Origin of the sequence: Roseateles chitinivorans (assembly GCF_050632145.1) — a bacterium.
GTDB classification, from domain to species: domain Bacteria; phylum Pseudomonadota; class Gammaproteobacteria; order Burkholderiales; family Burkholderiaceae_C; genus Roseateles; species Roseateles chitinivorans_B.
In genome coordinates, this window is record NZ_CP192577.1 from 2,935,370 (window position 1) to 2,955,550 (window position 20,181).

Below are 20,181 nucleotides of genomic sequence, written 5' to 3' on the forward strand. Positions count from 1 at the left end.
GCATTCTGGCGCAAGGCGGCCGGCCGGCGGCGAGACCGCTACTGGTCGAAGCGCTCGACCGGCGCCGCCAGTCGCGGCGCCTGCCAGACATACCGGGCATCCAGGACGTTGCGGTCGTGCCGGGCGCCTTGCCACTCCAGCGCCATCAGGTCGGTCAGCGTCCAGCCGGCCCAGTCCGCCCGGAACGGCCGACCGGCGGTCCGGGCATCGAAGGCCGCGCCCTGACGCCACAGCAGTGCCGGGATCCGGTATCCGGCCGGCGTGCCGGGACTGTGGCCGGCGTGGCTGATGTCGTGGCCCACCTCCTGGCCGTGGTCCGAGAGGAACATCCAGGCCGCGTCGCCGTTCCGGGGCGCATGCCGGCGGGTCAGGCGCAGCGATGCCGCCACCACGGTGTCGTGATACGCGATCGCGCGGTCGTAGGCGCGGCGGGACGCACGCAGCCAGGCGGGTCGCCCCTCGTCCACCATTTCCGCGTCCACAGCGTCCGTCGCGATGGCCATCAACGGCGCATCGGCCGGTGCCCGCAGGCGGTAGTGCGGATGCGCGCCCAGCAGGTGCACGACGATCAGCTTGCGCGGTGCCGGATCCGACAAGGCCTCCTCGAGGCAGTCGAGCAACTCCCCGTCCAGGCTGGCGCCGGAGCGGCCAGACTCCCGATTGATCATCTCCAGCGAGTCGGCCAGACGCGCATGCTGCTGCTCGATGGCGGTGTCGTCGTGGTTGCTCATCCACCAGACGCGGTAGCCCGCGGCGCGAGCCAGCGCCAGCACATGGTGCGTCCGGTCCACCGGGTCGTCCGCGTCCCGCGTGCCGAAGCTGAAGAGGCCGCTGAGCGAGGCCACCGTGCCGGGTTCGACCGACCAGGCATGGCGCAGGGTGAGCATCCGCTCCCGCTCGTCCTGCTGCAGCGCGGCCAGCTGCGGCGTGGTCGGCCGGACGTAGCCGTAGAGGCTCATGTTGTCGCGGTTGACGCTGTCGGTGAGCACCAGCACGACGGTCGACGGTCCGGTCCCGGTGAAGCGCACGCCGGCCTGGCGCGCATTCGACAGCAGCGCGTCCCGCTGCTGCTGCTGGTCCGACCAGTCGCGCTGCAGCGCGTGGGCGGACGCCACCCAGGCGGGCCAGTACACGAGCGGGTGATGCCGGCGCCAGGGCTTGATGGCGAGGCTGGCGACGCAGACCAGCACCAGCAGCGCCATGGCCCAGCGCTCCGGGCGACGCAAGGCCGCCTCGTGCCGGTTGCAGACCGTCAGCAGGCGCAGGGCGCCGACGATCACCGCCACCAGCAGGACGCCCTGGCCGGCGAGCGACGCACCCTGCGATGCCGCGAACTCGAGGGCCTCGTGCGGCGTCGTGTTGGCCACCGCGGACAGGACCAGCGCGCTGTCGGGCAGCGCGCGGTAGCCGGCCTGCAGGAAGGCACGGACGGCGCTGTCGAGCAGGAACAGCACCAGGACCGCGCCGACCGCCACGAGTCGGACGCGACGCCAGCGCGGATCGCTCACGCGCAGCCGCAACCACAGCAGGGCGGGAAGGGCCAGCACGGCGACCTGCGCGATGCGGCGGCCGTCGTGGGCCAGCACGAAGGACAGGAGCAGCAGCCCGCACAGGAGCGCGGCCGCGACCGGCCGGGTCCGGCGCGACGCCGGGGAAGGTTCAGGCATGTCGACGCGGTCGCTGCCGGGCGACGGGCGTCGGCGACCTTCTCAAGGGAAGGCGGGATCCTAGCCACGGAGGCGATCGGTCGGACTTGCGACGACGGACGGTCCGTCCTGCGGGGATCTTCAGCGGGACTTCAGGTCCGGCCGGCAGCCGGCGATCGGCGTCGACCGCTCCGCCGCGCTGCTCTTCTACTTCGGGCTGTTCCTGTTCCCCGTGATCGCCGACGACCGCGACATCGTCGCGGTCCTGCTAGCCGCTGACGTCACTGCGACGTCGACGTCACCGCTTCCACCGCATCCAGCACCGCCTCCGGCGTCGCCGGCGCGCGCAGCGGCGGATCGCAGCGCTCGGGCCCGCAGGCCGCGACCGCGTCCTTGATCGCGAGCAGCACCGAGAACGGCAGCAGCAGCGGCGGCTCGCCGACCGCCTTCGAGCGGTGGATGCTGTCCGCCGCGTTCGGTGCGTCGTAGAGCGCGACGCGGAAATCCTGAGGCATGTCGTTGGCCGTCGGGATCTTGTAGGTGCTCGGCGCGTGCGTCAGCAACAGGCCGGACTGCGGATGCCACACCAGCTCCTCGCTGGTCAGCCAGCCCTGGCCCTGCACGAACGCGCCTTCGACCTGGCCGATGTCCAGCGCCGGATTGAGCGACCTGCCGACGTCGTGCAGCACGTCCGCGCGCAGCACGCGCGTCTCGCCGGTCAGCGTGTCGATGAGCACCTCCGCCACTGCCGCGCCGAAGGCGTAGTAGTAGAACGGGTGGCCCTGCAGCTTCGCGCGGTCCCAGTGCAGGCCGGGCGTGGCGTAGAAGCCGTCGCTCCAGAGCTGGATGCGCTCCAGGTAGGCCTTGGCGACAAGCGCCTTGAAGCCGATCGACTTCGGGCTGTCGAGTCCTTCGCGATGTCCGTCGCCGTTGCCATCGCTGCGTTCGTCGACGCGCACTTCGCCGCCGTCGAAGACGAGCGCGTGTTCATCGCAGCCGAGCAGCCGCGCCGCCAGCGGCTTCAGGCGTTGCTTGATCTTGCGCGCCGCGTCCTGCGCCGCCTTGCCGTTGAGGTCCGAGCCGGTGGACGCCGCCGTCGCCGAGGTGTTGGCGACCTTGCTGGTGTCGGTCGCGCTCGCGCGCACCTGCGACGCCGGCACGCCCAGCTCGTGCGCCACCACCTGCGCGACCTTGGTGTTGAGCCCCTGGCCCATCTCCGTGCCGCCGTGGTTCACCAGCACCGAGCCGTCCGTGTAGACATGCACCAGCGCGCCCGCCTGGTTCAGGTGGACGACGTTGAACGAGATGCCGAACTTCACCGGCGTCAGCGCCAGCCCGCGCTTGAGCACCGGGTTGGCCGCGTTGAACGCGGCGATCTCCGCGCGCCGCGCGTGGTAGCCCGAGGTCTCGACCAGCTCGTCCGTGAGCGGACGGATCTGGTTGTCCTCGACGCGCTGACCGTAGGGCGTCACGTCCTGGCCGTCGCGATAGAAGTTGCGCTGCCGCACCGTGAGCGGATCGAGGCCCAGCTTGCGCGCGACGCCGTCGAGGATCATCTCGATCGCCAGTGCGCCCTGCGGGCCGCCGAAGCCGCGGAAGGCCGTGTTGCTCTGCGTGTTCGTCTTCGCGGCGTAGCCGTGCATGGCGACGTCCGGCAGCCAGTAGGCGTTGTCGAAGTGGCACAGCGCGCGCGCCATCACCGGTCCCGACAGGTCGGCGCTGTGGCCGCAGTTGGAGATCAGGTCGATCTCGGCGGCGAGGACATGCCCCTCGTCGTTGAACCCCACCGACCAGCGGTAGTCGAAGCCGTGACGGCGACCGGTGACGAGGAAGTCGTCGTCGCGATCAACGCGCAGCTTGACCGGACGGCGCAGCTTGTTCGCCGCGATGGCCGCAACGCAGGCAAACAGCGCCGACTGCGATTCCTTGCCGCCGAAGCCGCCGCCCATGCGCCGGCATTGCACCGTGACCTGATGCGACTGCCAGCCCATCGCGTGCGAGACCAGCTGCTGCATCTCCGATGGATGCTGCGTCGAGCAGTGGATCAGCAGCGCCTGGTTCTCCTGCGGCAGCGCGTAGCTGATCTGGCCTTCCAGGTAGAACTGTTCCTGTCCTCCGACGGCCCACTCACCGTCGAGGCGGTGGGGTGCGGCGGCCAGCGCCGCGGCCGCGTCGCCGCGCGCCAGGTGCATCGGCGGGATGACGTACTGCCCGATGGCATGGGCCTCGCGCGCGGTCAGCACCGCCGGCAGCGGCGTGCCGACGATGACCTGCTTCGCCATCGCGGCGGCGCGACGCGCGAGCTCGCGGTCCGTCGCGATCACCGCATAGACCGGCTGGCCGACGTAACGCAGTTCGCCGTCGGCGAGGATGGGATCGTCGTGCAGCAGCGGGCCGCAGTTGTTCTCGGCGGGGATGTCGGCGGCGGTCAGCACCGCGACGACGCCCGGTTGCCGGCGCAGCAGCTCGACGTCGATCGAGACGAGCGTGCCATGCGCGATCGGCGAGAGGCCCAGCGCCGCGTGCAGCGTGCCCTGCGCCTCGGCGATGTCGTCGATGTAGGTCGCCTCGCCGCTGACATGCAGGTGCGCGGCCTCGTGCGCGCGGCTGACGCCGACCTGCGGCTGCAGCGCGGCGGGCGGTGCGTCGGCCGCGAAGCCGACCGGCAGTTCCGACGGCTTGTTCATGCGACGCTCCGCTGCAGGTTGACGGCCTGCCAGATGCTGGTGGACCCGGCGGGGAGCGGCGCGTTCGCGCGGGTCTCCAGCCAGAAGCGGCGGATCAGGTTCGCGGCGGTGCGCTCGCGGTAGCTCGCACTCGCGCGCAGGTCGGTCATCGGCTTGAAGTCTTCCTTCAGCGCGGCGGCCGCGGCGATCGAGGCCGCCTCGTCCCAGGCGCGGCCGGTGACGGCGGCTTCCGCCTTCGCCGCGCGCTTCACGATCGCCGCCATGCCGCCGAACGCGAAGCGGGCATCGCGCACGACGCCGTCCTCGAGCCGCAGGCTCAGCACCGCGCAGACGGCGGAGATGTCGCTGTCGTATCGCTTGGCGAGCTTGTAGCCGCGCAGCCGGGTGCCGGGCGGCGGGGTGGGGACCTCGAGCGCCTCGACGAATTCGCCGGGCTCGAGCGCGTTCTTCATGTAGTCCAGGTAGAAGGCCTCGAGCGGCAGCGTGCGCTGCGACGCACCGCGGCGCAGCACGATGCGCGCGCCCAGGGCGATCAGCGCCGGGGCGCCGTCGCCGATCGGCGAACCGTTGGCGATGTTGCCGCCCAGCGTGCCGGCGTGGCGCACCGGCGGCGATGCGAAGCGCAGCCACAGCTCGCGCAGGGCGGGCACGCGCGCGGTCAGCGCGGACCAGGCGTCTTCCAGCGTCACCGATGCGCCGATGCGCAGGGTGGTGCCGTTGCCGTTGCTGCCGCCGCCATCGGCGTCCCGCGTGGCAATGATGTCGATGCGGCGCAGTTCCTCGACGCGCCCCGTGAGGATCACGTCGCCGAGCTCGCGCTGCTGCTTGTTGACCCAGAGGCCGACGTCGGTCGCGCCGGCGACCAGCCGCGCCTGCGGCATCGATTCGCGCAGCGCGGCGAACTCGTCGATCGTGCGCGGCGCGAAGACCCGCTGAGTCGAACCGGCGCGCGAGGGCGCTTCGTAATGGAGCGGAGGATCCTCGGCCAGCACCCGCAGTGCCTCGACGAGGGGCGCGCGGTCGAGGATGCGCACGGGCGCGTCGAACATGCGCTCGCCCGCATCCAGGATCGGCCGGTAGCCGGTGCAGCGGCACAGGTTGCCGGCGAGGTCGTCGGCCAGCGCCTGACGCTCCGGTCGCGTCCCGCAGGCCTGGTGCCGCTCATAGATCGCCTGCATCGTCATCGCGAAGCCGGGCGTGCAGAACCCGCATTGCGAGCCGTGGCAGTCGACCAGCGCCTGCTGGACCGGGTTCAGGTCGGCACTGTGGCCGAGGTCCTCGACCGTCAGCAGCGCCTTGCCGTCGAGCATCGGCAGGAACTGGATGCAGGCGTTGACGTTGCGCAGTTCGACGGCCTGACCTTCAGCGTCCAACTCGCCGACCAGCACTGTGCAGGCGCCGCAGTCGCCTTCGGCGCAGCCTTCCTTGGTACCGGCGCAGCGGGCGTGCTCGCGCAGGTACTGCAGCACCGTGGTGGTCGGCGGCAGCCCGGACACGGACTGCAGCTGACCCTGGTGGAAGAAGCGGATCGGACGGGGAGAGGTCATGGACGGAAGCGAGGCTGGGCGCGCCGGAAAGGACGCTGTCTGGCAAGCAAGAAGCGGGCGAGGAACGGGCGGGAAGCCAGTGAGAGTGGCGGTGAACGGCGCCGGATGCACTTATCCGGAACGGTACTCCTCCGACGTCGCTATGGTTATACGATGGAGGTTATGACTTCTATATGCCGTGGGCCATGTCGGAAGCGCTGAACTTCGACAAGATCGACCTCCTTCTGGTGCGGGTCCTGCATACCTTGATTTCCGAGCGCAGTGTGTCCAGGGCCGCCATGCGGCTCGGCAGCACGCAGCCCGCCTTGAGCGCGCAGCTGCGGCGTCTGCGCACCCTGACGGGCGATCCGCTGCTGGTGCGCAGCGGCACCGGCATGACGCCGACCGCGACCGCGCTGGAGCTGCTGGGCCCGGCCGAGCGCCTGCTGCGCGAGGCCGACGAGCTCTTCGGCGCGCGGCTGCGCAAGACCGGTTTCGATCCCGCGACCGCCGAGCTGCGGCTGCGCGTCGCCGCGAGCGACTACCTCGACCCGCTGTTCCTGCCGATGCTGGTCGCGCACCTGCAGCGCCAGGCGCCGGGCGTGCAACTCGACCTGCAGCCGTTGAACGCGGACTTCGACTACCGGGCCTCGCTGGCGCGGGGCGAGGTGGACCTCGTCATCGGCAACTGGCTGGAGCCGCCCGGCGAGCTCCACATGGGCCGGCTGCTGGTGGACGAGGTCGTCTGCCTGGTCAGCCAGGACCATCCCGCCGCGCGGATGGCGCCGCGCGCCTGGACGCAGGAGCGTTATCTCGACTGCCAGCACCTGGCGCCGATGCCGCTGAGCCGCGGCCAGCCGGGCGTGATCGAGCAGCACCTGGCCTCGCTCGGGCTGGAGCGCCGCATCGCGGTGCGCTGCGCCCACTTCGGGCAGCTGCCACAGATGGTGGCGCGCAGCTTGCTGGTGCTGACCACCGGCCGGCTGTTCTGCAACCGCTACCTGGATCAGTTGCCGGTGACGGTGCTGCGCTGCCCGGTGGCGTTCCCGCCGATGACCTATTACCAGCTGTGGCACGACGTCAGCCACAACAGCGCGCCCTTGCGCTGGCTGCGCGAGCAGGTGCGCGATGTCGCGCGCGAGCTTGTGAAGCCGGCCGCCTGATGCACGCCGGCTCGAATCGCCTGCTTCCGACACGTTCTCTTCCGATCCCCCTTCTTCCGACTCTCCATTCCTGACCGCATGACGACCGACCGATCCGCCGCTCCGGCACGCCTGGCCCTGAAAGGCGACCTGCTGGACTTCACCGCCGCGCCGCACTGGGCGCGCGTGGACGACCCCGCCGTGCGCTTCCGTCCGGATCACTGGCTGCTGGTCGAGGACGGCCGCATCGTCGGCGCGCAGGCCGGGGATCCGGGCGAGGGTTGGGTCCGTCACGACCACAGCGGCCGGCTGATCCTGCCGGGCTTCGTCGACACCCATGTGCACAGCCCGCAGCTGGACGTGATCGCGTCCTACGGCACCGAGCTGCTGGACTGGCTCAACACCTACACCTTCCCCGCCGAGCAGCGCTACCAGGACCCCGAGGTCGCGCGCATCGGCGCGGGTCGTTTCCTCGACGCGCTGCTGGCGCACGGCACGACGTCGGCGGTCGTTTATCCGACGGTGCACAAGGTCTCGGCCGATGCGCTGTTCGACGCCGCCGCCGAGCGGGGCATGCGCCTGATCACCGGCAAGGTGCTGATGGACCGCCACGCGCCGGAGGCGCTGCGGGACGATGTGAAGCAGGCCGAGCGTGATTGCCTCGACCTCATCGCGAAGCACCACCAGCGCGAGCGCCTGTCCTATGCCGTCACCGTGCGCTTCGCGCCGACGAGCACGCCGGAGCAGCTCGCGATGGCCGGCGCGTTGTGCCGCGCCGATGCCAGCCTCTACATGCAGACCCATGTCGCGGAGAACCGTGGCGAGGTCGAATGGGTCGCGAAGCTCTTCCCCGAGGCGCGCAGCTACCTCGACGTCTACGACCGCGTCGGCCTGCTGCACCCGCGCGCGGTGCTGGCGCACGGCATCTGGCTGGACGACGAGGACCGCCGCGTCGTCGCGCGCACGGGCGCCCACATCGCGCATTGCCCGTCGTCCAACCTGTTCCTGGGCAGCGGCCTGTTCGACTGGCCCGGCGCGCTGGAGGCCGGCGTGCGCGTGAGCGCGGCCAGCGACGTGGGCGGCGGCACCTCGCTGTCGGCGCAGCGGACGCTGGCGGACGGCTACAAGGTGCAGGCGCTCAACGGCCAGCGGCTGACCGCCTGGGCGGGGCTGCATGCGGCGACGCTCGGCGCGGCCGAGGCGCTGGGGCTGGCGGACGAGCTGGGCCACTTCGGGACGAGGACGCTCGCCGACGTCTGCATCTGGGACTGGGCCGCCGGCCCGGTCGCCGAGGCCCGCATGGCGCTGGCCCGCGACCCGCATGAACGCGCCTTCGCCTGGATGACGCTGTCGGACGACCGCAACCTGGTCGCGAGCTACGTCGCGGGCGTGCCGCGCTACCGGCGGCCCTGACGATACCGGCGTTTCCCGTTCATCGCGCCTGGATGCGGCCTGTCGGGGCAGGGCGCAGCGCGTGGAAGCCGGGATGGTCAAAGCCTGACCCTGATGCCTACAGTCGGGGGATCCCGGGACGTCCCCGGGACCGATCAGGAGAGGAGATCCCCGATGACGAAGTTGTCCCCGAAGGGCGCGCCGCGTCTCGCGCTGACGGCCCTGTGCGTGGCCCTGGCCGCCGTGACGGCGATGCCGTCGCAGGCCGCGACGGAGAAGGTCGCGAAGACCCCCGCGACGGCCGCCACGGCCAAGGCGCAGGCCAGGCCCGCGCAGCCGCGCCCCGCCAAGCCCTACACGATCGAGCAGTTCATGGCGACGACGTCCGTCCGCGGCGCGTCGTTCTCGCAGGACGAGCGCCGCATCCTGTTCAGCAGCAATGCGACCGGGATCTTCAACGTCTACAGCCAGTCCGTCGACGGCGGCGAGCCGGTGGCGCTGACGAAGTCCACGACGGAGAGCCATTACGCCGTGGGCTATTTCCGCAACGACGACCGCGTGCTGTTCACCCGCGACCAGGGCGGCAACGAGAACAACCACCTGATCGTGCGCGAACTCGACGGCAGCGAGCGCGACCTGACCCCCGGCGACAAGGTCAAGGCCGGTTTCACCGGCTGGAGCCGCGACGGCGACGCCTTCTTCGTCACGACCAACGAGCGCGACGCGCGCTACATCGACGTCTACCGCTACGACGCGAAGACCTACGCCCGCACGCTGATCTACCAGAACAACGACGGCAACGCGGTGTTCGACGTCAGCGGCGACGGCCGCTGGGTGGCGCTGGGCAAGACCAACACGACGGCGGATTCGGACGTCTACCTGTACGACACGCAGTCGAAGGAGACGAAGCATCTGACGCCGCACCAGGGCGTGGCCTCGTTCAGCACGACGGACTTCGATCCGGAATCGAAGACGCTGCTGATCCTCTCGAACGAAGGCTCCGAGTTCCAGCGCCTGATCGCCTACGACCTGGCCTCGGGCCAGAAGCGCGACCTGGAGAAGGCGGACTGGGACATCGTCTACAGCAGCTATTCGCGCGACGGGCGCTACCGCGTGACCGGCGTCAACGCCGACGCCAGCCTGGAACTGCGCATCGTGCAGACCGCTGACGGCAAGCCGGTGACGCTGCCCAAGCTGCCCGGCGGCGAACTGCGCGGCGTGACCTTCTCGAAGAGCAGCCAGCGCATGGCGTTCTACCTGAACGGCGACCGCTCGCCGAGCAACCTCTATGTCTACGACTTCGGCACGAAGCAGGCCAAGCAGCTGACACGCACGCTGTCCAAGGACATCGATCCGGAGGAGCTCGTCGAAGGCCGCATCGTGCGCTTCCGCTCGTTCGACGGGATGGAGATCCCCTCGGTCTACTACGAGCCGAAGGAGGCCTCGCCGACCCGCAAGGTGCCGGCCGTGGTGATGGTGCACGGCGGCCCGGGCGGCCAGACCACGCGCGGCTACGCGGCGATGGTGCAGTACCTGGTCAATCACGGCTACGCGGTGCTGGGCATCAACAACCGCGGCAGCTCCGGTTACGGCAAGACCTTCTTCACCGCCGACGACGGCAAGCACGGCCGCGAGCCGCTGTGGGACTGCATCGAGGCCAAGACCTACCTGGCCGGCACCGGGGTCATCGATCCCGAACGCATCGGCATCATGGGCGGCAGCTACGGCGGCTACATGACGCTGGCGGCGATGGCCTTCCGGCCGGAAGCCTTCAAGGTCGGCATCGACATCTTCGGCGTGTCCAACTGGCTGCGCACGCTGGAATCGATCCCGCCCTACTGGGAGAGCTTCCGCAAGGCGCTGTACCTGGAGATCGGCGATCCGGTGAAGGACAAGGACTTCCTGATCGCGACCTCGCCGCTGTTCCATGCCAAGGAGATCCGCAAGCCGCTGCTGGTGATCCAGGGCAAGAACGATCCGCGCGTGATCAAGCCCGAGAGCGACGAGATCGTGGACGCCGTCAAGAAGAACGGGGTGCCGGTCGAGTACCTCGTCTTCGACGACGAGGGCCACGGGTTCTCGAAGAAGAAGAACCAGATCGAGGCCAACCAGAAAGTGCTCGAATTCCTCGACAAGTATCTGAAGCCCGGCCTGAAGAACTAAAACCGTGTGAAGTTGCACGGTTTACAGGCTGTTGCCGTGCCTCGCACGGTGTTCGGCACGATGCCCCCACACACCAAAAGAGCCCGGCCCTGCGCCGGGCCTTTTCGTCAGGATTGAGAGAGAAGCGCCCGGTCCAGGACGCCGCCGCAGGCCACGAGCCGGCGGGGCGCGTCGGGTTTCTACACGATGGGGGATCAGATCATGCGATTCGATGGCAGGTTGGAAAGTTGGTACGCCGAGCGCGGCCACGGGATGATGAAGCCGGAGCAGGGCGGTGATGCGCTGTTCGTGCATGTGTCGGCCTTCCCGATGGACGGTCAACCGCCGCGCGAAGGCGAGCGCCTGAGCTTCGAGGTTGTGTCCAGAAGTGACGGCAGCAAACAGGCGGTGCGGGTGCATCGTCTGCAGGAATACAAGCTGCCGTCGCAGCTGCGTCCCGCCCGCACGGGCTCGCGTCCGCCGCGTCCGATCGCCCGCCGTCGCACGTCGCCGCTGACGTGGACCGTCCTGGTGCTGCTGCTGCTGGGTGTGGGCGCCACCGTGTGGTCGCCTGCCAGCCACGCCGTCGCCGGCAAGGACCAGGCGCAGACCCAGACCCAGGCGCAGAGCCCCTCGCGCCGCTGAACCGGTTGACTCCTTGGGGCTGGCCTCTGCAGCCCCGTCGCCCTCGCGGAGGCCAACTGCCCCGCTCTTCTCAGGCTGCCCTCGCGGGCAGCCTTTTGCGCCTGCGGGTGTCGGATCACACCTTCAGTTCGAGGCGGACGGTCCACACGGTGAAGCTGCGGCCGGTGCTCTCGCTGGTGACGATGCGGCCCGGCGTGGTGGCGATGCTGCCGTTGCCGAAGGTCAGCGGCACCAGGTTGCTGGCGGCGACGCGCACGGCGACCACGGGCGAGAAGGTCCACATCGCGGAGAGGTCGATGACACGCTTCTTGTCGATGTCGTTGAGCACCTGGTCGCTCTGCTGCAGCAGCGTCGTCGGCGTGTAGTTCAGCGAGGCGCCCAGCGTCAGCGGCACCGAGCGCAGCCGGTAGTCCGCGCCGAGGTTGGCGGTGTAGCGCGGTTGCTGGTCGAGCTTGTTGTTCGGGCCCTGGATGCCGTCCACCGCCGAGTGGAACAGCGACAGGTTGCTGCGCACGTTGACCGGGATCGCGTCGGTGAGATATTCGTCGAGGCGGAACTTGGCCTCGAGCTCGACGCCGTAGGTCTTGGCGTCGCCGATGTTGCGCGGCCGCACGACATAGCGCTGCACGCTGGCGTAGGGCACGGTCTCGAGTTCGGCCTGGCTGCGGATCAGGTCGGTGATGCGGCGGTAGAAGAAGTTGGCGCTGAGCAGGCCGCCCTTCGAAAGGTATTTCTCGTAACCGATCTCGACGCCAGTGGCCATCTCCGGCTTCAGGTCGGGATTGCCGAAGCGGTCCGGGTAGTTGATCTCATTGGGGCCGCAGAGCTCCTGCGGCCGCTTGCACGTGTACTGGTTGTTGATGCTGAGGCGACCGATCACATCGTTCAGGTTGGGCGCCTTGTAGCTGCGCGTCAGGCTGGCGCGGATCTGCTCGCGGCTCTTCTCGTCGATCTTGTAGACGGCGTGCAGCAGGGGCGTGAGGACGCTGGACGTGTTCTTGACCGGACCTTCGCTGTTGGCGCTGTCGGTCTGGATGCCTTCCCAGCGCAAGCCGGCGTAGAAGCCCCATTCCTTGCCGACGCTCCACTCGTCCTGGCCGTACACGGCCAGCCGGCGGGTGGAGGCGCTGACGTTCTCGCCGAAGTCGGCCAGGTAGGCGCAGTTGCCGGAGACCATCGTGTCGCCGTAGACCTCGGTGCAGCCGCGGGTCTGGGTGCGCTCGGTGCCTTCGCCCTCGACGCCGGCGACGAGGTTGTGCTCGCCGTCCATCTGGTGCGTGAGCTTGAGGTTGACGCTCCACTGCTTGTCGCGGCTTTTCGTCGTGTCGTCCTGGGTGCGGAAGAAGACGCCCGGCGTCCTGTCGAGGTCCTCCTCGCGATGGGCGCTGCTGTCCATCGTCATGCGACCGGCACCGACGCGCGTCTCCATGCGGGTGTGCTCATCGAAGCGCTTGTTCCACTGCAGGTTCAGGCGCGCCATGGCGGAGCGGCTGCTGCTGTCGTTGGTGGCGGTGTCGTACTTGATGCGCTCGAACCTGTCCTCGTCGGGCACGGCGGACTGGGTCTGGCGGGAGCTGCTGCCGCCGCTGCCGCGGTTGACCATCACGAAGGGCTGGATGGCGAGGGTGTCGCCGCCGTCCAGGCGCAGTTGCAGGCGGCCGGTCATGTTGAGCGACTTGCGCTCGTCGGACGTCTGGCCGCGGGTCTGGAGCAGGGTGTCGCTCTTGAACGCGCCGGTGTCCTTGTCGAAGCGCTGGGTGAACGACTGCGAGTCGATGTCGTCCAGCCGCTTGTGCTGCATCGCGTTGACGGTGAAGTTGTAGGCGTCGCCGTTGTCGCCGATCTTGTCGTTGCGGGTCCAGTTGAAGTGCGGGGTGACGTGGTCGCGCTCGAAGGTGGTGGCGAGGCGGACCTCGTTGAGCCGGCGCTGGATGGCCTCGCGCAGGACGACGTTGATGGTGCCGGCGATGGCGCGCGCGCCGAACTCGGCGGTGGGCGCGCGCATCACCTCGATGCGTTCGATCTGTTCGGGCGGGAGCTCGTCCAGCGAGAAGCCCGGGGGCATGCGTTCGCCGTTGACGAGGATCTGGGTGTAGCCGCCGCCCATGCCGCGCATGCGGACTTCGCCGCCGCGGCCGGGGCGGCCGCCGGTGGTGACGCCGGGCAGGCGCTTGAGCACCTCGCCGATGGTCGAGTCGCCGTAGCGCTCGATCTCCTCGCGGCCGATGATGATCTTCGACGCGGTGGAGGCGCGACGCTGGTCGTCGTCGCGCGAGGTGCCCTGGATCTCGACGCGGTCGAGCTGGGTCGGGTTGTCGGCTTCCTTCGTGGCGGGCGGGGCGGCGGGGCGCGAGCGCTCAGGGGTCGGTGTGGGCGCTTTCGCGGGCGCCGTGGCGGGGGCGGGCGGCGTGGTCTGGGACCAGGCGGAGGCGCTCAGGCCCAGCAGGAGGGCGAAGGAGAGCGGATGCAGGGCTGGTCGGCGGGTGCTTGTCATTGGGCAATGGCAGGAGCAAGCGCGGCCCGATCTGGCGATGGCTGGGACGGAAGCGCGAAACAGGGTTGTGGGGGGAGCCGCGGACGATGGCGAGGGCAATGCATCGGCTATCGGTCGCGGATTGGTCGAAAGGATCGCACGCTGTACGTTTCGCAACGGAGGCGGGCGCGGACTTTCAAAGTTCTTTACCCAAGGTGATGGGCGGGCGCGACGCGATTAGGTGGAAACCCCGCAAATGCGGGCCTGAACCCAAGCACATTTAGCCAATTTGAGTGATATCCGCCTTGGATGGGTGGAAGGCGTCAGTGCTGTGTACTGACTCATGTCATTGGCTGCGCTGGACGCGCTCGGCACATTGAAGGCGCTCGCTGATCAGTCACGAGCGGGGCACGACGACACGCTGGTTCGTCGCTTCTTCATCCTCATTGGAGTCAACAAATGGAAATGCGTGAACTCACGCTTGAAGAGTTGGATCTGGTTGCTGGGGGCGTCTCTGATGCCTTGCTGAGCGACATCGGGAAAGGGGCCCTTGCCGGTGGCTTTGCCGGTTTCGCGGTGACCGGTGCCAACCCGATGGGGTTCCTGGGCGGAGCCGCGATCGGCGCGGTCGGCGGAGCGCTGTACCACTGCTGGCTCGCACACTAACTGGGTCCATGGGCCGACATGTCGTTGGGTGTGCCGTCGTCGGACGGCATGCATTCTTTTTCCCTACAGGAGGACTTGTGCTCGATCTGCTGAATCTCGAGAAGCTCCGTGCCGCTGGGCCGCGGAGGTTTCTGATCTTCTTTTCGTTCGGGCTGTCGATGCTCTTCTTCGGCCTGTTCGTCGCCATCGGGGTAGTCATCGATGGGCACTTCGATGCGAACTGGAAGCTGCTGGTGGTGAGCCTGGGTTTCGGCCCGATCATGGTCGGGCTCTTTGGAAGGCGCATCTGGAGGCTGTCCTCGCAGTGAGGGCTTCTTGAACTTCCAATGAAAGAAGCCACCCCTCGGGTGGCTTCGTTTCGGAAAAGGGTATCCGTGACGCTGGTGACGGGTTCCAGCTTTCTGCCCAGTAGTGCAGCCGGTTGTTGTCTCGGATGCCTTGCATTCTGCCGAGGATTTGTGACGGGCAGTTGACGAAAAGCAAGGTCAGAGCGGGTCAGTTCATCGGCAGGCGTCCGCCGCCGAAGGCTGCAGGCGCCGGGTCGACTCCCGCACGATCAGCTGAGGCATCGGCGGCTGGATCGCCGAGCCGCCCGTCCGCAGCAGCTCCAGCATCGCCGCGGCCGCGCGGCGGCCCAGTTCTGCGATGTGGACGTCGACGGTCGTGCGCGGCGGGCTGGCATGCGCGGTGTTCAGGAGATCGTCGTAGCCGACGAGCGAGATGTCCTCCGGAATGCGGAAGCCGCGGCTGTGCAGCACGCGCGCGGCGCCAGCCGCCATCTGGTCGTTGGCGGCGAAGACGGCCGTGAACTGCAGGCCCTGGTCGAGCATTCGGGTCATCGCCGCGGCGCCGCCGACTTCGCAATAGTTGCCGCCGCCGATCAAGGCCTCGTCGACGGCGAGACCCGCCTCGGCGAACGCCGCGCGATAGCCGAGCTCTCGTTCGGACGAATCCGCATGCGCCGGATCGCCGCTGATGAACGCGATGCGTGTGTGTCCGCGTTCGATCAGGTGCCGGGTCGCCACGCGCGCGCCTTCGAGGTCGTCCGTCTTCAAGGCATGAAGACCGTCCGCCCGCAGCGCGCGACCGGTCACGACGACGGGCAGCTCGCGCGCGAGCGCAGCGAGGAACTCATCGCTCAATCCGCCGGTCAGCACGATGATCCCGTCCACGCGTCGCGACCGCAGCGAGGCGATGCAGCGCTGCTCCTCCTCGGGCTGCCAGTGTCCGCTCGCCACGACGAGGCCGTACCCCGCGGGCGTCAGCACCTCCTCGATGCCGCGCAGCATCAGTGCGTAGAACGGGCTCTCGAAGTACTGCGCCAGCAGCCCGACGTTGAAGGTCCGGCCGTCGGCCAGCGCGCGGGCGATGGTGTTGGGCACGAACCCCAGTTCGTCGATCGCGCGCCGGACGCGCTCGGCCTTGTCCGAACTCACCTGCGCGGCGCCGCTGAGCACGCGCGAGACGGTGCTCGGCGAGACGCCGCTGGCGGTGGCCACCATGCCCAGCGTGACCTCGCTGGACGTCGACAGGAGGGGCTTCTTTCTCTTCATGGGAAAGCGCTTTCAAGAACCGTTCCATCGTACGCTCGCTTCCGTCCGATGGAAGAATGCGCCGCAGCCCCGACCACGGATTTACCGGCTGCACCATCCTCCAATCGCACGACATGGACTCTCTCGGCATCGTGATCCTGGGCGCCGTCTGCGCCGGCTTCGTCCAGGGCCTGTCGGGCTTCGGATTCGGACTGACCGCGATGTCCTTCTGGGCCTGGACGCTGGACCCGCGCCTGGCGGCCGCGCTGGCGGTCTTCGGCTCGCTCACCGGCCAGATCATCGCGGCGGTGACGGTGCGCCGCGGCTTCGACTGGCGGCGGCTGGTGCCGTTCCTGGTCGGCGGACTGGTCGGCGTGCCGATCGGCACGGCGCTGCTGCCGCTGCTCGACCTCCAGATGTTCAAGGCCGTCCTCGGCGGGCTGCTCGTGGTCTGGTGTCCGGCGATGCTGATGGCGGCCCGGCTGCCGCGCGTCCAGTTCGGCGGGCGCGTGGCCGACGGCGTGGTCGGTGCGGTCGGCGGGGTGATGGGCGGCCTCGGCGGATTCACCGGAACGGTGCCGACGCTGTGGTGCACGCTGCGCGGACTCCCCAAGGACGAGCAGCGCTCGATCATCCAGAACTTCAACCTCTCGGCGCTGGCCGTGACGATGGCGGTCTATCTGTCCACGGGCGTGGTGACGAGCGAGATGCTGCCGCTGTTCGGCGTCGTCGCGCCGGCGATGCTGGTGCCGACGCTGCTCGGCGGACGGCTGTACCACGGCATCTCCGACCAGCGCTTCCGCCAGATCGTGCTGGGGCTGCTGACGGCTTCGGGTGTCGCGCTGCTGTCGTCCTCGCTCCCCGCCCTGCTGTCCCGCTGAGCGGGCCCGCCGATTGCTACCGCCGCCCAAACTGTCATCCTTACGCCCATGTCGGAACGCCTCAAGGTCCTGGTCGCCGATGACCAGCCGGATTCGCTGGATCTCCTGCGCGAGCTGCTCACGGTCTACAACTTCGAGTTGCGGGTGGCCCGCAGCGGGCTGGAGGCGATCGGTATCGGGCTGAAGTGGGAGCCCGACCTCCTGATCACCGACATCGACATGCCCGACGCCGACGGCCGGCACCTGGCGAAGCGGCTGAAGCTCAGCCTGCCGGCGCTGATCGCGATCGCGGTCAGCGGCACGCCGCTGAACACGGACTTCGAGTCGGCCGAGGACCTGATCTTCGACGACTACTTCGTCAAGCCGATCGACTTCAAGCGCATGCATGCGACGCTGACGAAGTACGGCGCGAAGGTCGACGGGCAGCCGGCGATGCCCTGAGGGTGGCCGGCGGGCGGCGGGCGACCGGCTTGATCGGCGCGGTCGCGCCCGTATCATCGTCCGCACTGTCACCGACCTCGGGAGGCGCCGTGAGGCGACTGCTGCACCTGACGAGCCGCCACCGCGCGCCGTCGACGAACCAGGCGCTGGGGCTGCTGCTCGCGTTCAATGCGGGGGCGGTGAACGCGGGCGGGTTCCTGATCCTGCAGCGCTACACCTCCCACATGACCGGCTTCGCCTCGCAGCTGGCGGACGGTGCGGTGATGGGGCAGGGGACGCTGGTGCTGAACGCGCTGGGGGCGATCCTGGCCTTCCTGGCCGGCGCGGCGGTGTGCGCGGTGCTGGTGAACTGGGCGAGGCAGCACGGCCTGCGCAGCGTCTATGCGCTGCCGCTGATGCTGGAGGCGGCGCTGCTGTTCCCCTTCGGCCTGATGGGTGCGATCACGCTGACCTGGCACACGCCGTTCGCGGTGCCGCTGACGGTGCTGCTGCTGGCCTTCATCATGGGTCTGCAGAACGCGGTGGGGTCCAAGACCTCGGGCGGGAGCATCCGCACCACGCACATGACGGGGAACATCACCGACCTCGGCATGGAGCTCGGGAAGATGCTCTATTGGAACCGGCAGCCGTCGGTGAAGCGCGCGGCGGTGCGCCACGACCGGCAGCGGGCGACGCGCGCGGGCGGGCTGCTGGCGGCGTTCGTGCTGGGTGGCGTGGCGGGTGCGCTGGGATTCCAGCACCTCGGGTTCGTGTGCGTGGTGCCGCTCGCCGCGGTGCTGTTCGTGCTGGCCTTGCCGCCGGTGACGAAGGATTGGGGCCGATGGCGGGGGCTGCTCACGCGGGGGCGCTGAGCAGCCGGCGACGCCTCCGGCCGAAGCACAATCGGGCGCACTGGAGCCCCACATGCAAGACCCCCTCGACGTCGACCTCGACCCTCAAAAGATCAACGCCTTCTGGGCCTGGCTGGTGTCGCGCCAGTCGGACCTGGACGCCATGGCATCGCCTGACGACCCGTTCTGGGACGAGTTGCTCGCGCAGCTTCAGGCGTTGAACGAGGGCCTGTGGTTCGAGGTCTCGGCGCCCGGCGAAGGCGAGCGGGAACTGGTGATCACCGCGCAAGGCGAGTGGGAGCTGTTCCCGCTGGTCGAGGCAATGGTGTCGGTGGCGCCGGAGCTGCCGGGATGGATCCCCGTGGCGTTGAAGCCGCCGATGGGCTTCGACTTCGGCATCCGCTATCAAGGCCTGGAACTGGCCGCCGACGGCATCTGGTTCGAGCCGCTGGTCGATCCCGACGCGCCGGAGGTGCTGGGTCTTCGGATCGCCGTCCAAGGCTTCAACGACGACCAGGAAGAGGAGTTCGCCAACGGCCTGCTGATCATGCTGGACACGGCGCTCGGCGAGAAGGCGGCCGCGACGGACGTCGATCTGGTGGAAGTCTGCGAAGTGCCCGCCGACCCCGATGACGAGGGCTTCCTGCCGTTCACGGAGCTGGGCAGCTATCTCGCCTGGCGGAAGAGCCGGTTGACGCACTGAGGCGGGCCGCAAGGCCCTGCTCAATCTTCCGACTCGTCCTCTGGACCCTCGATCTTGGCCAGCGAGGCCACGATCACTTCATCCCAGCTGTAGCGGGCGCCGCTCTCCTCGAGCAGGTCGAAGATGTCCCACTCGTCCTGATGCAGGTAGGCCAGGCCGAAGCGACCGGACCGGTCGTAGTAGATGTAGTAGTGGGCCTCGTCGCCGGCGTCGATGTCCGTCCAGAAACCCACGACCTGGTAGTTCTGGTTGAGGTGGTCCAGCTGCTCCCGGCTGAAGATCGCATCGCCACTGTCCAGATCGACTTCCGGGCGGTCATTGCCCCAGACGTAGTTGATCATGTCGGCGAGGCCGAGGGAGTGGAACTGCCTGTAGGGGTAGTCGCTGGCGCGCGCCCGTTCCATCTCGGCGAGATCCAGGAGTGTCCATCGAGACAGGCGATTGCCGCCATTCAACGAGCCGTGCTCGCGATAGAACTCGACGAGCTCGGCGGGGAAGGGGATGGCCGGCTGGAAACGTTCGATCAGATCGGCGGACAAAGGCTGGCCGAATCCACCCAGCGAGGCGTAGAGACGGAGATGTTCCTCCAGGCTGCCTTTGTGACCCTTCTGCTCGACGAGGTACGCATGGTATTTTTCGCGGAACGCGCGTTCCCGCTGGTTCCGGATGTTCATGGCCTCGGTCACGAGGTGGAGGGTGTCGCTGTTCATCGGGAGCGGAAGGCGTGGGCGGCCAGGCAGTATGCGTGCGGCGGCGTGTGACCAAGGTCAGCCCGCAGCCCCCGTTGATCAGCGGTCGCGCAAGGTCTGGCCCTGCCGGGCCCGGCGCTGGGCTTCACGCTCTTCGGTCTCGCGCTGGCGCGCGATGCGGTCGCCTTCACCGGCATTGGCGGCGCTGTGCATCGCCTCCGCGCGACGTCGGGCGTCGGCGCCGCCGGTCAGGCTGCTCTGCGCATCCACCGCCTGTTTGCTCACGTTCCAGTCGGAAGCGTTGTAGTTGCCCTGACCTTTCTGGCATTGGCGCGCGCGACGGATCTCGTCCTGGACGAAGCGCTTGGCGTCCGCGCTCAGCGAGATGGAGTTGGCCTTGGTCTCCATCGCGGTGATGTCGCGGTCGGAGGGGCAGGTGTTGCTGGGCGCGGCGGGCGCCGGGGTTGGCGCGGCGCCTGCCTGCTGCTCGGCCGCCGCGGCCCGTGAGCGCTCGGCGGCGGCTCTGTCCGCCGAGGTGTCGATCACGTTGCTCTGCAAGGACTGCGACTTCATCTGCTCGCCCTTGGCCGCGCAGGGCTGGTCCGAGTAATGGGTCTTGCCGTCGGTGGTGCATTTCCAGACCTGGGCATGGACGCCGGTCGCGGCGAAGACGCCGAGCAGTCCGCCGATGACGGCCAGATGGATCTTGTGCATGTCGTGTCTCCCTGAAACCCATCGAACGCACGGGTGCCCCGCGCAGTTGACCTGAAACGTTGCGAAGGGTAT

At 68.9% G+C, this 20,181-nt stretch carries 17 protein-coding genes; 10 read left to right on the forward strand and 7 right to left on the reverse strand.

Annotation, left to right across the window (positions count from 1 at the left end; all coding sequences use genetic code 11):
• Positions 1 to 38: 38 nt before the first annotated feature.
• The 3 genes from ACQ86G_RS13560 to xdhA all read right to left on the reverse strand — a co-directional run bounded on the left by ACQ86G_RS13560 (position 39) and on the right by xdhA (position 5,880).
• Positions 39 to 1,667, reverse strand: coding sequence for a phosphoethanolamine transferase (locus ACQ86G_RS13560; RefSeq protein WP_431261035.1), 1,629 nt, complete (start codon positions 1,665 to 1,667; stop codon positions 39 to 41).
• Positions 1,668 to 1,927: 260 nt separating this feature from the next.
• Positions 1,928 to 4,333 carry a xanthine dehydrogenase molybdopterin binding subunit gene (xdhB, locus tag ACQ86G_RS13565; protein WP_431261036.1) on the reverse strand — a complete coding sequence of 802 codons (2,406 nt, stop codon included), beginning with the start codon at positions 4,331 to 4,333 and terminating at the stop codon, positions 1,928 to 1,930.
• Positions 4,330 to 5,880: a xanthine dehydrogenase small subunit gene (gene xdhA, locus ACQ86G_RS13570; RefSeq protein ID WP_431261037.1), complete on the reverse strand. Its 1,551-nt coding sequence runs from the start codon at positions 5,878 to 5,880 to the stop codon at positions 4,330 to 4,332. Before xdhA ends, xdhB begins: the two co-directional genes overlap by 4 nt.
• Positions 5,881 to 6,053: 173 nt before the next feature.
• Between xdhA and ACQ86G_RS13575 the strand changes: the two genes are divergently transcribed.
• From ACQ86G_RS13575 to ACQ86G_RS13590, 4 genes are all read left to right on the forward strand, one after another.
• Entirely contained in the window at positions 6,054 to 7,022 is a 969-nt protein-coding gene (locus ACQ86G_RS13575) for a LysR family transcriptional regulator (protein WP_431261038.1), read from the forward strand.
• A 78-nt stretch (positions 7,023 to 7,100) separates the two neighbouring features.
• Positions 7,101 to 8,414 (forward strand): guanine deaminase, encoded by a 1,314-nt coding sequence (gene guaD / locus ACQ86G_RS13580; protein ID WP_431261039.1) that lies wholly within the window; start codon positions 7,101 to 7,103, stop codon positions 8,412 to 8,414.
• A gap of 153 nt (positions 8,415 to 8,567) precedes the next feature.
• The gene (locus tag ACQ86G_RS13585; protein WP_431261040.1) at positions 8,568 to 10,556 is read left to right on the forward strand and encodes a prolyl oligopeptidase family serine peptidase; all 1,989 of its coding nucleotides are present in this window, start codon (positions 8,568 to 8,570) and stop codon (positions 10,554 to 10,556) included.
• Between the two features lie 201 nt (positions 10,557 to 10,757).
• Positions 10,758 to 11,180 (forward strand): cold-shock protein, encoded by a 423-nt coding sequence (locus tag ACQ86G_RS13590; RefSeq protein WP_431261041.1) that lies wholly within the window; start codon positions 10,758 to 10,760, stop codon positions 11,178 to 11,180.
• A gap of 115 nt (positions 11,181 to 11,295) precedes the next feature.
• Here ACQ86G_RS13590 and ACQ86G_RS13595 read toward each other — a convergent pair whose 3' ends face one another.
• Positions 11,296 to 13,674: a TonB-dependent receptor plug domain-containing protein gene (locus ACQ86G_RS13595; RefSeq protein WP_431261042.1), complete on the reverse strand. Its 2,379-nt coding sequence runs from the start codon at positions 13,672 to 13,674 to the stop codon at positions 11,296 to 11,298.
• 438 nt (positions 13,675 to 14,112) lie between these two features.
• Here ACQ86G_RS13595 and ACQ86G_RS13600 point away from each other — a divergent pair, with 438 nt between their 5' ends.
• Positions 14,113 to 14,319, forward strand: coding sequence for a Blp family class II bacteriocin (locus ACQ86G_RS13600; RefSeq protein WP_431261043.1), 207 nt, complete (start codon positions 14,113 to 14,115; stop codon positions 14,317 to 14,319).
• 77 nt (positions 14,320 to 14,396) lie between these two features.
• Positions 14,397 to 14,627 carry a hypothetical protein gene (locus ACQ86G_RS13605; protein ID WP_431261044.1) on the forward strand — a complete coding sequence of 77 codons (231 nt, stop codon included), beginning with the start codon at positions 14,397 to 14,399 and terminating at the stop codon, positions 14,625 to 14,627.
• A gap of 192 nt (positions 14,628 to 14,819) precedes the next feature.
• On the opposite strand, the gene ACQ86G_RS13610 is transcribed toward ACQ86G_RS13605, so the two are convergent.
• A complete protein-coding gene (locus ACQ86G_RS13610; protein WP_431261045.1) occupies positions 14,820 to 15,872 on the reverse strand; it encodes a LacI family DNA-binding transcriptional regulator in 1,053 nt (350 codons plus the stop codon).
• Positions 15,873 to 15,985: 113 nt separating this feature from the next.
• Between ACQ86G_RS13610 and ACQ86G_RS13615 the strand changes: the two genes are divergently transcribed.
• The 4 genes from ACQ86G_RS13615 to ACQ86G_RS13630 all read left to right on the forward strand — a co-directional run bounded on the left by ACQ86G_RS13615 (position 15,986) and on the right by ACQ86G_RS13630 (position 18,706).
• Positions 15,986 to 16,732, forward strand: a complete 747-nt coding sequence (locus ACQ86G_RS13615) for a sulfite exporter TauE/SafE family protein (protein ID WP_431261046.1) — start codon at positions 15,986 to 15,988, stop codon at positions 16,730 to 16,732.
• A 48-nt stretch (positions 16,733 to 16,780) separates the two neighbouring features.
• Positions 16,781 to 17,173 (forward strand): response regulator, encoded by a 393-nt coding sequence (locus ACQ86G_RS13620; RefSeq protein ID WP_431261047.1) that lies wholly within the window; start codon positions 16,781 to 16,783, stop codon positions 17,171 to 17,173.
• Positions 17,174 to 17,262: 89 nt separating this feature from the next.
• Positions 17,263 to 18,024 (forward strand): YoaK family protein, encoded by a 762-nt coding sequence (locus ACQ86G_RS13625; RefSeq protein ID WP_431261048.1) that lies wholly within the window; start codon positions 17,263 to 17,265, stop codon positions 18,022 to 18,024.
• 52 nt (positions 18,025 to 18,076) lie between these two features.
• Positions 18,077 to 18,706: a hypothetical protein gene (locus ACQ86G_RS13630; protein ID WP_431261049.1), complete on the forward strand. Its 630-nt coding sequence runs from the start codon at positions 18,077 to 18,079 to the stop codon at positions 18,704 to 18,706.
• 20 nt (positions 18,707 to 18,726) lie between these two features.
• Here the strand turns inward: ACQ86G_RS13630 and ACQ86G_RS13635 are convergent, their stop codons facing one another.
• Positions 18,727 to 19,416, reverse strand: a complete 690-nt coding sequence (locus ACQ86G_RS13635) for a hypothetical protein (protein ID WP_431261050.1) — start codon at positions 19,414 to 19,416, stop codon at positions 18,727 to 18,729.
• A 78-nt stretch (positions 19,417 to 19,494) separates the two neighbouring features.
• Entirely contained in the window at positions 19,495 to 20,109 is a 615-nt protein-coding gene (locus ACQ86G_RS13640) for a DUF4124 domain-containing protein (protein ID WP_431261051.1), read from the reverse strand.
• Positions 20,110 to 20,181: the final 72 nt, after the last annotated feature.

Coding starts and splice junctions, on each gene's coding strand:
- ACQ86G_RS13560 (WP_431261035.1), bottom strand. CDS start 1,667: ATGCCTGAACCTTCCCCGGCGTCGCGCCGGACCCGGCCGGTCGCGGCC.
- xdhB (WP_431261036.1), bottom strand. CDS start 4,333: ATGAACAAGCCGTCGGAACTGCCGGTCGGCTTCGCGGCCGACGCACCG.
- xdhA (WP_431261037.1), bottom strand. CDS start 5,880: ATGACCTCTCCCCGTCCGATCCGCTTCTTCCACCAGGGTCAGCTGCAG.
- ACQ86G_RS13575 (WP_431261038.1), top strand. CDS start 6,054: ATGCCGTGGGCCATGTCGGAAGCGCTGAACTTCGACAAGATCGACCTC.
- guaD (WP_431261039.1), top strand. CDS start 7,101: ATGACGACCGACCGATCCGCCGCTCCGGCACGCCTGGCCCTGAAAGGC.
- ACQ86G_RS13585 (WP_431261040.1), top strand. CDS start 8,568: ATGACGAAGTTGTCCCCGAAGGGCGCGCCGCGTCTCGCGCTGACGGCC.
- ACQ86G_RS13590 (WP_431261041.1), top strand. CDS start 10,758: ATGCGATTCGATGGCAGGTTGGAAAGTTGGTACGCCGAGCGCGGCCAC.
- ACQ86G_RS13595 (WP_431261042.1), bottom strand. CDS start 13,674: ATGACAAGCACCCGCCGACCAGCCCTGCATCCGCTCTCCTTCGCCCTC.
- ACQ86G_RS13600 (WP_431261043.1), top strand. CDS start 14,113: ATGGAAATGCGTGAACTCACGCTTGAAGAGTTGGATCTGGTTGCTGGG.
- ACQ86G_RS13610 (WP_431261045.1), bottom strand. CDS start 15,872: ATGAAGAGAAAGAAGCCCCTCCTGTCGACGTCCAGCGAGGTCACGCTG.
- ACQ86G_RS13615 (WP_431261046.1), top strand. CDS start 15,986: ATGGACTCTCTCGGCATCGTGATCCTGGGCGCCGTCTGCGCCGGCTTC.
- ACQ86G_RS13620 (WP_431261047.1), top strand. CDS start 16,781: ATGTCGGAACGCCTCAAGGTCCTGGTCGCCGATGACCAGCCGGATTCG.
- ACQ86G_RS13630 (WP_431261049.1), top strand. CDS start 18,077: ATGCAAGACCCCCTCGACGTCGACCTCGACCCTCAAAAGATCAACGCC.
- ACQ86G_RS13635 (WP_431261050.1), bottom strand. CDS start 19,416: ATGAACAGCGACACCCTCCACCTCGTGACCGAGGCCATGAACATCCGG.
- ACQ86G_RS13640 (WP_431261051.1), bottom strand. CDS start 20,109: ATGCACAAGATCCATCTGGCCGTCATCGGCGGACTGCTCGGCGTCTTC.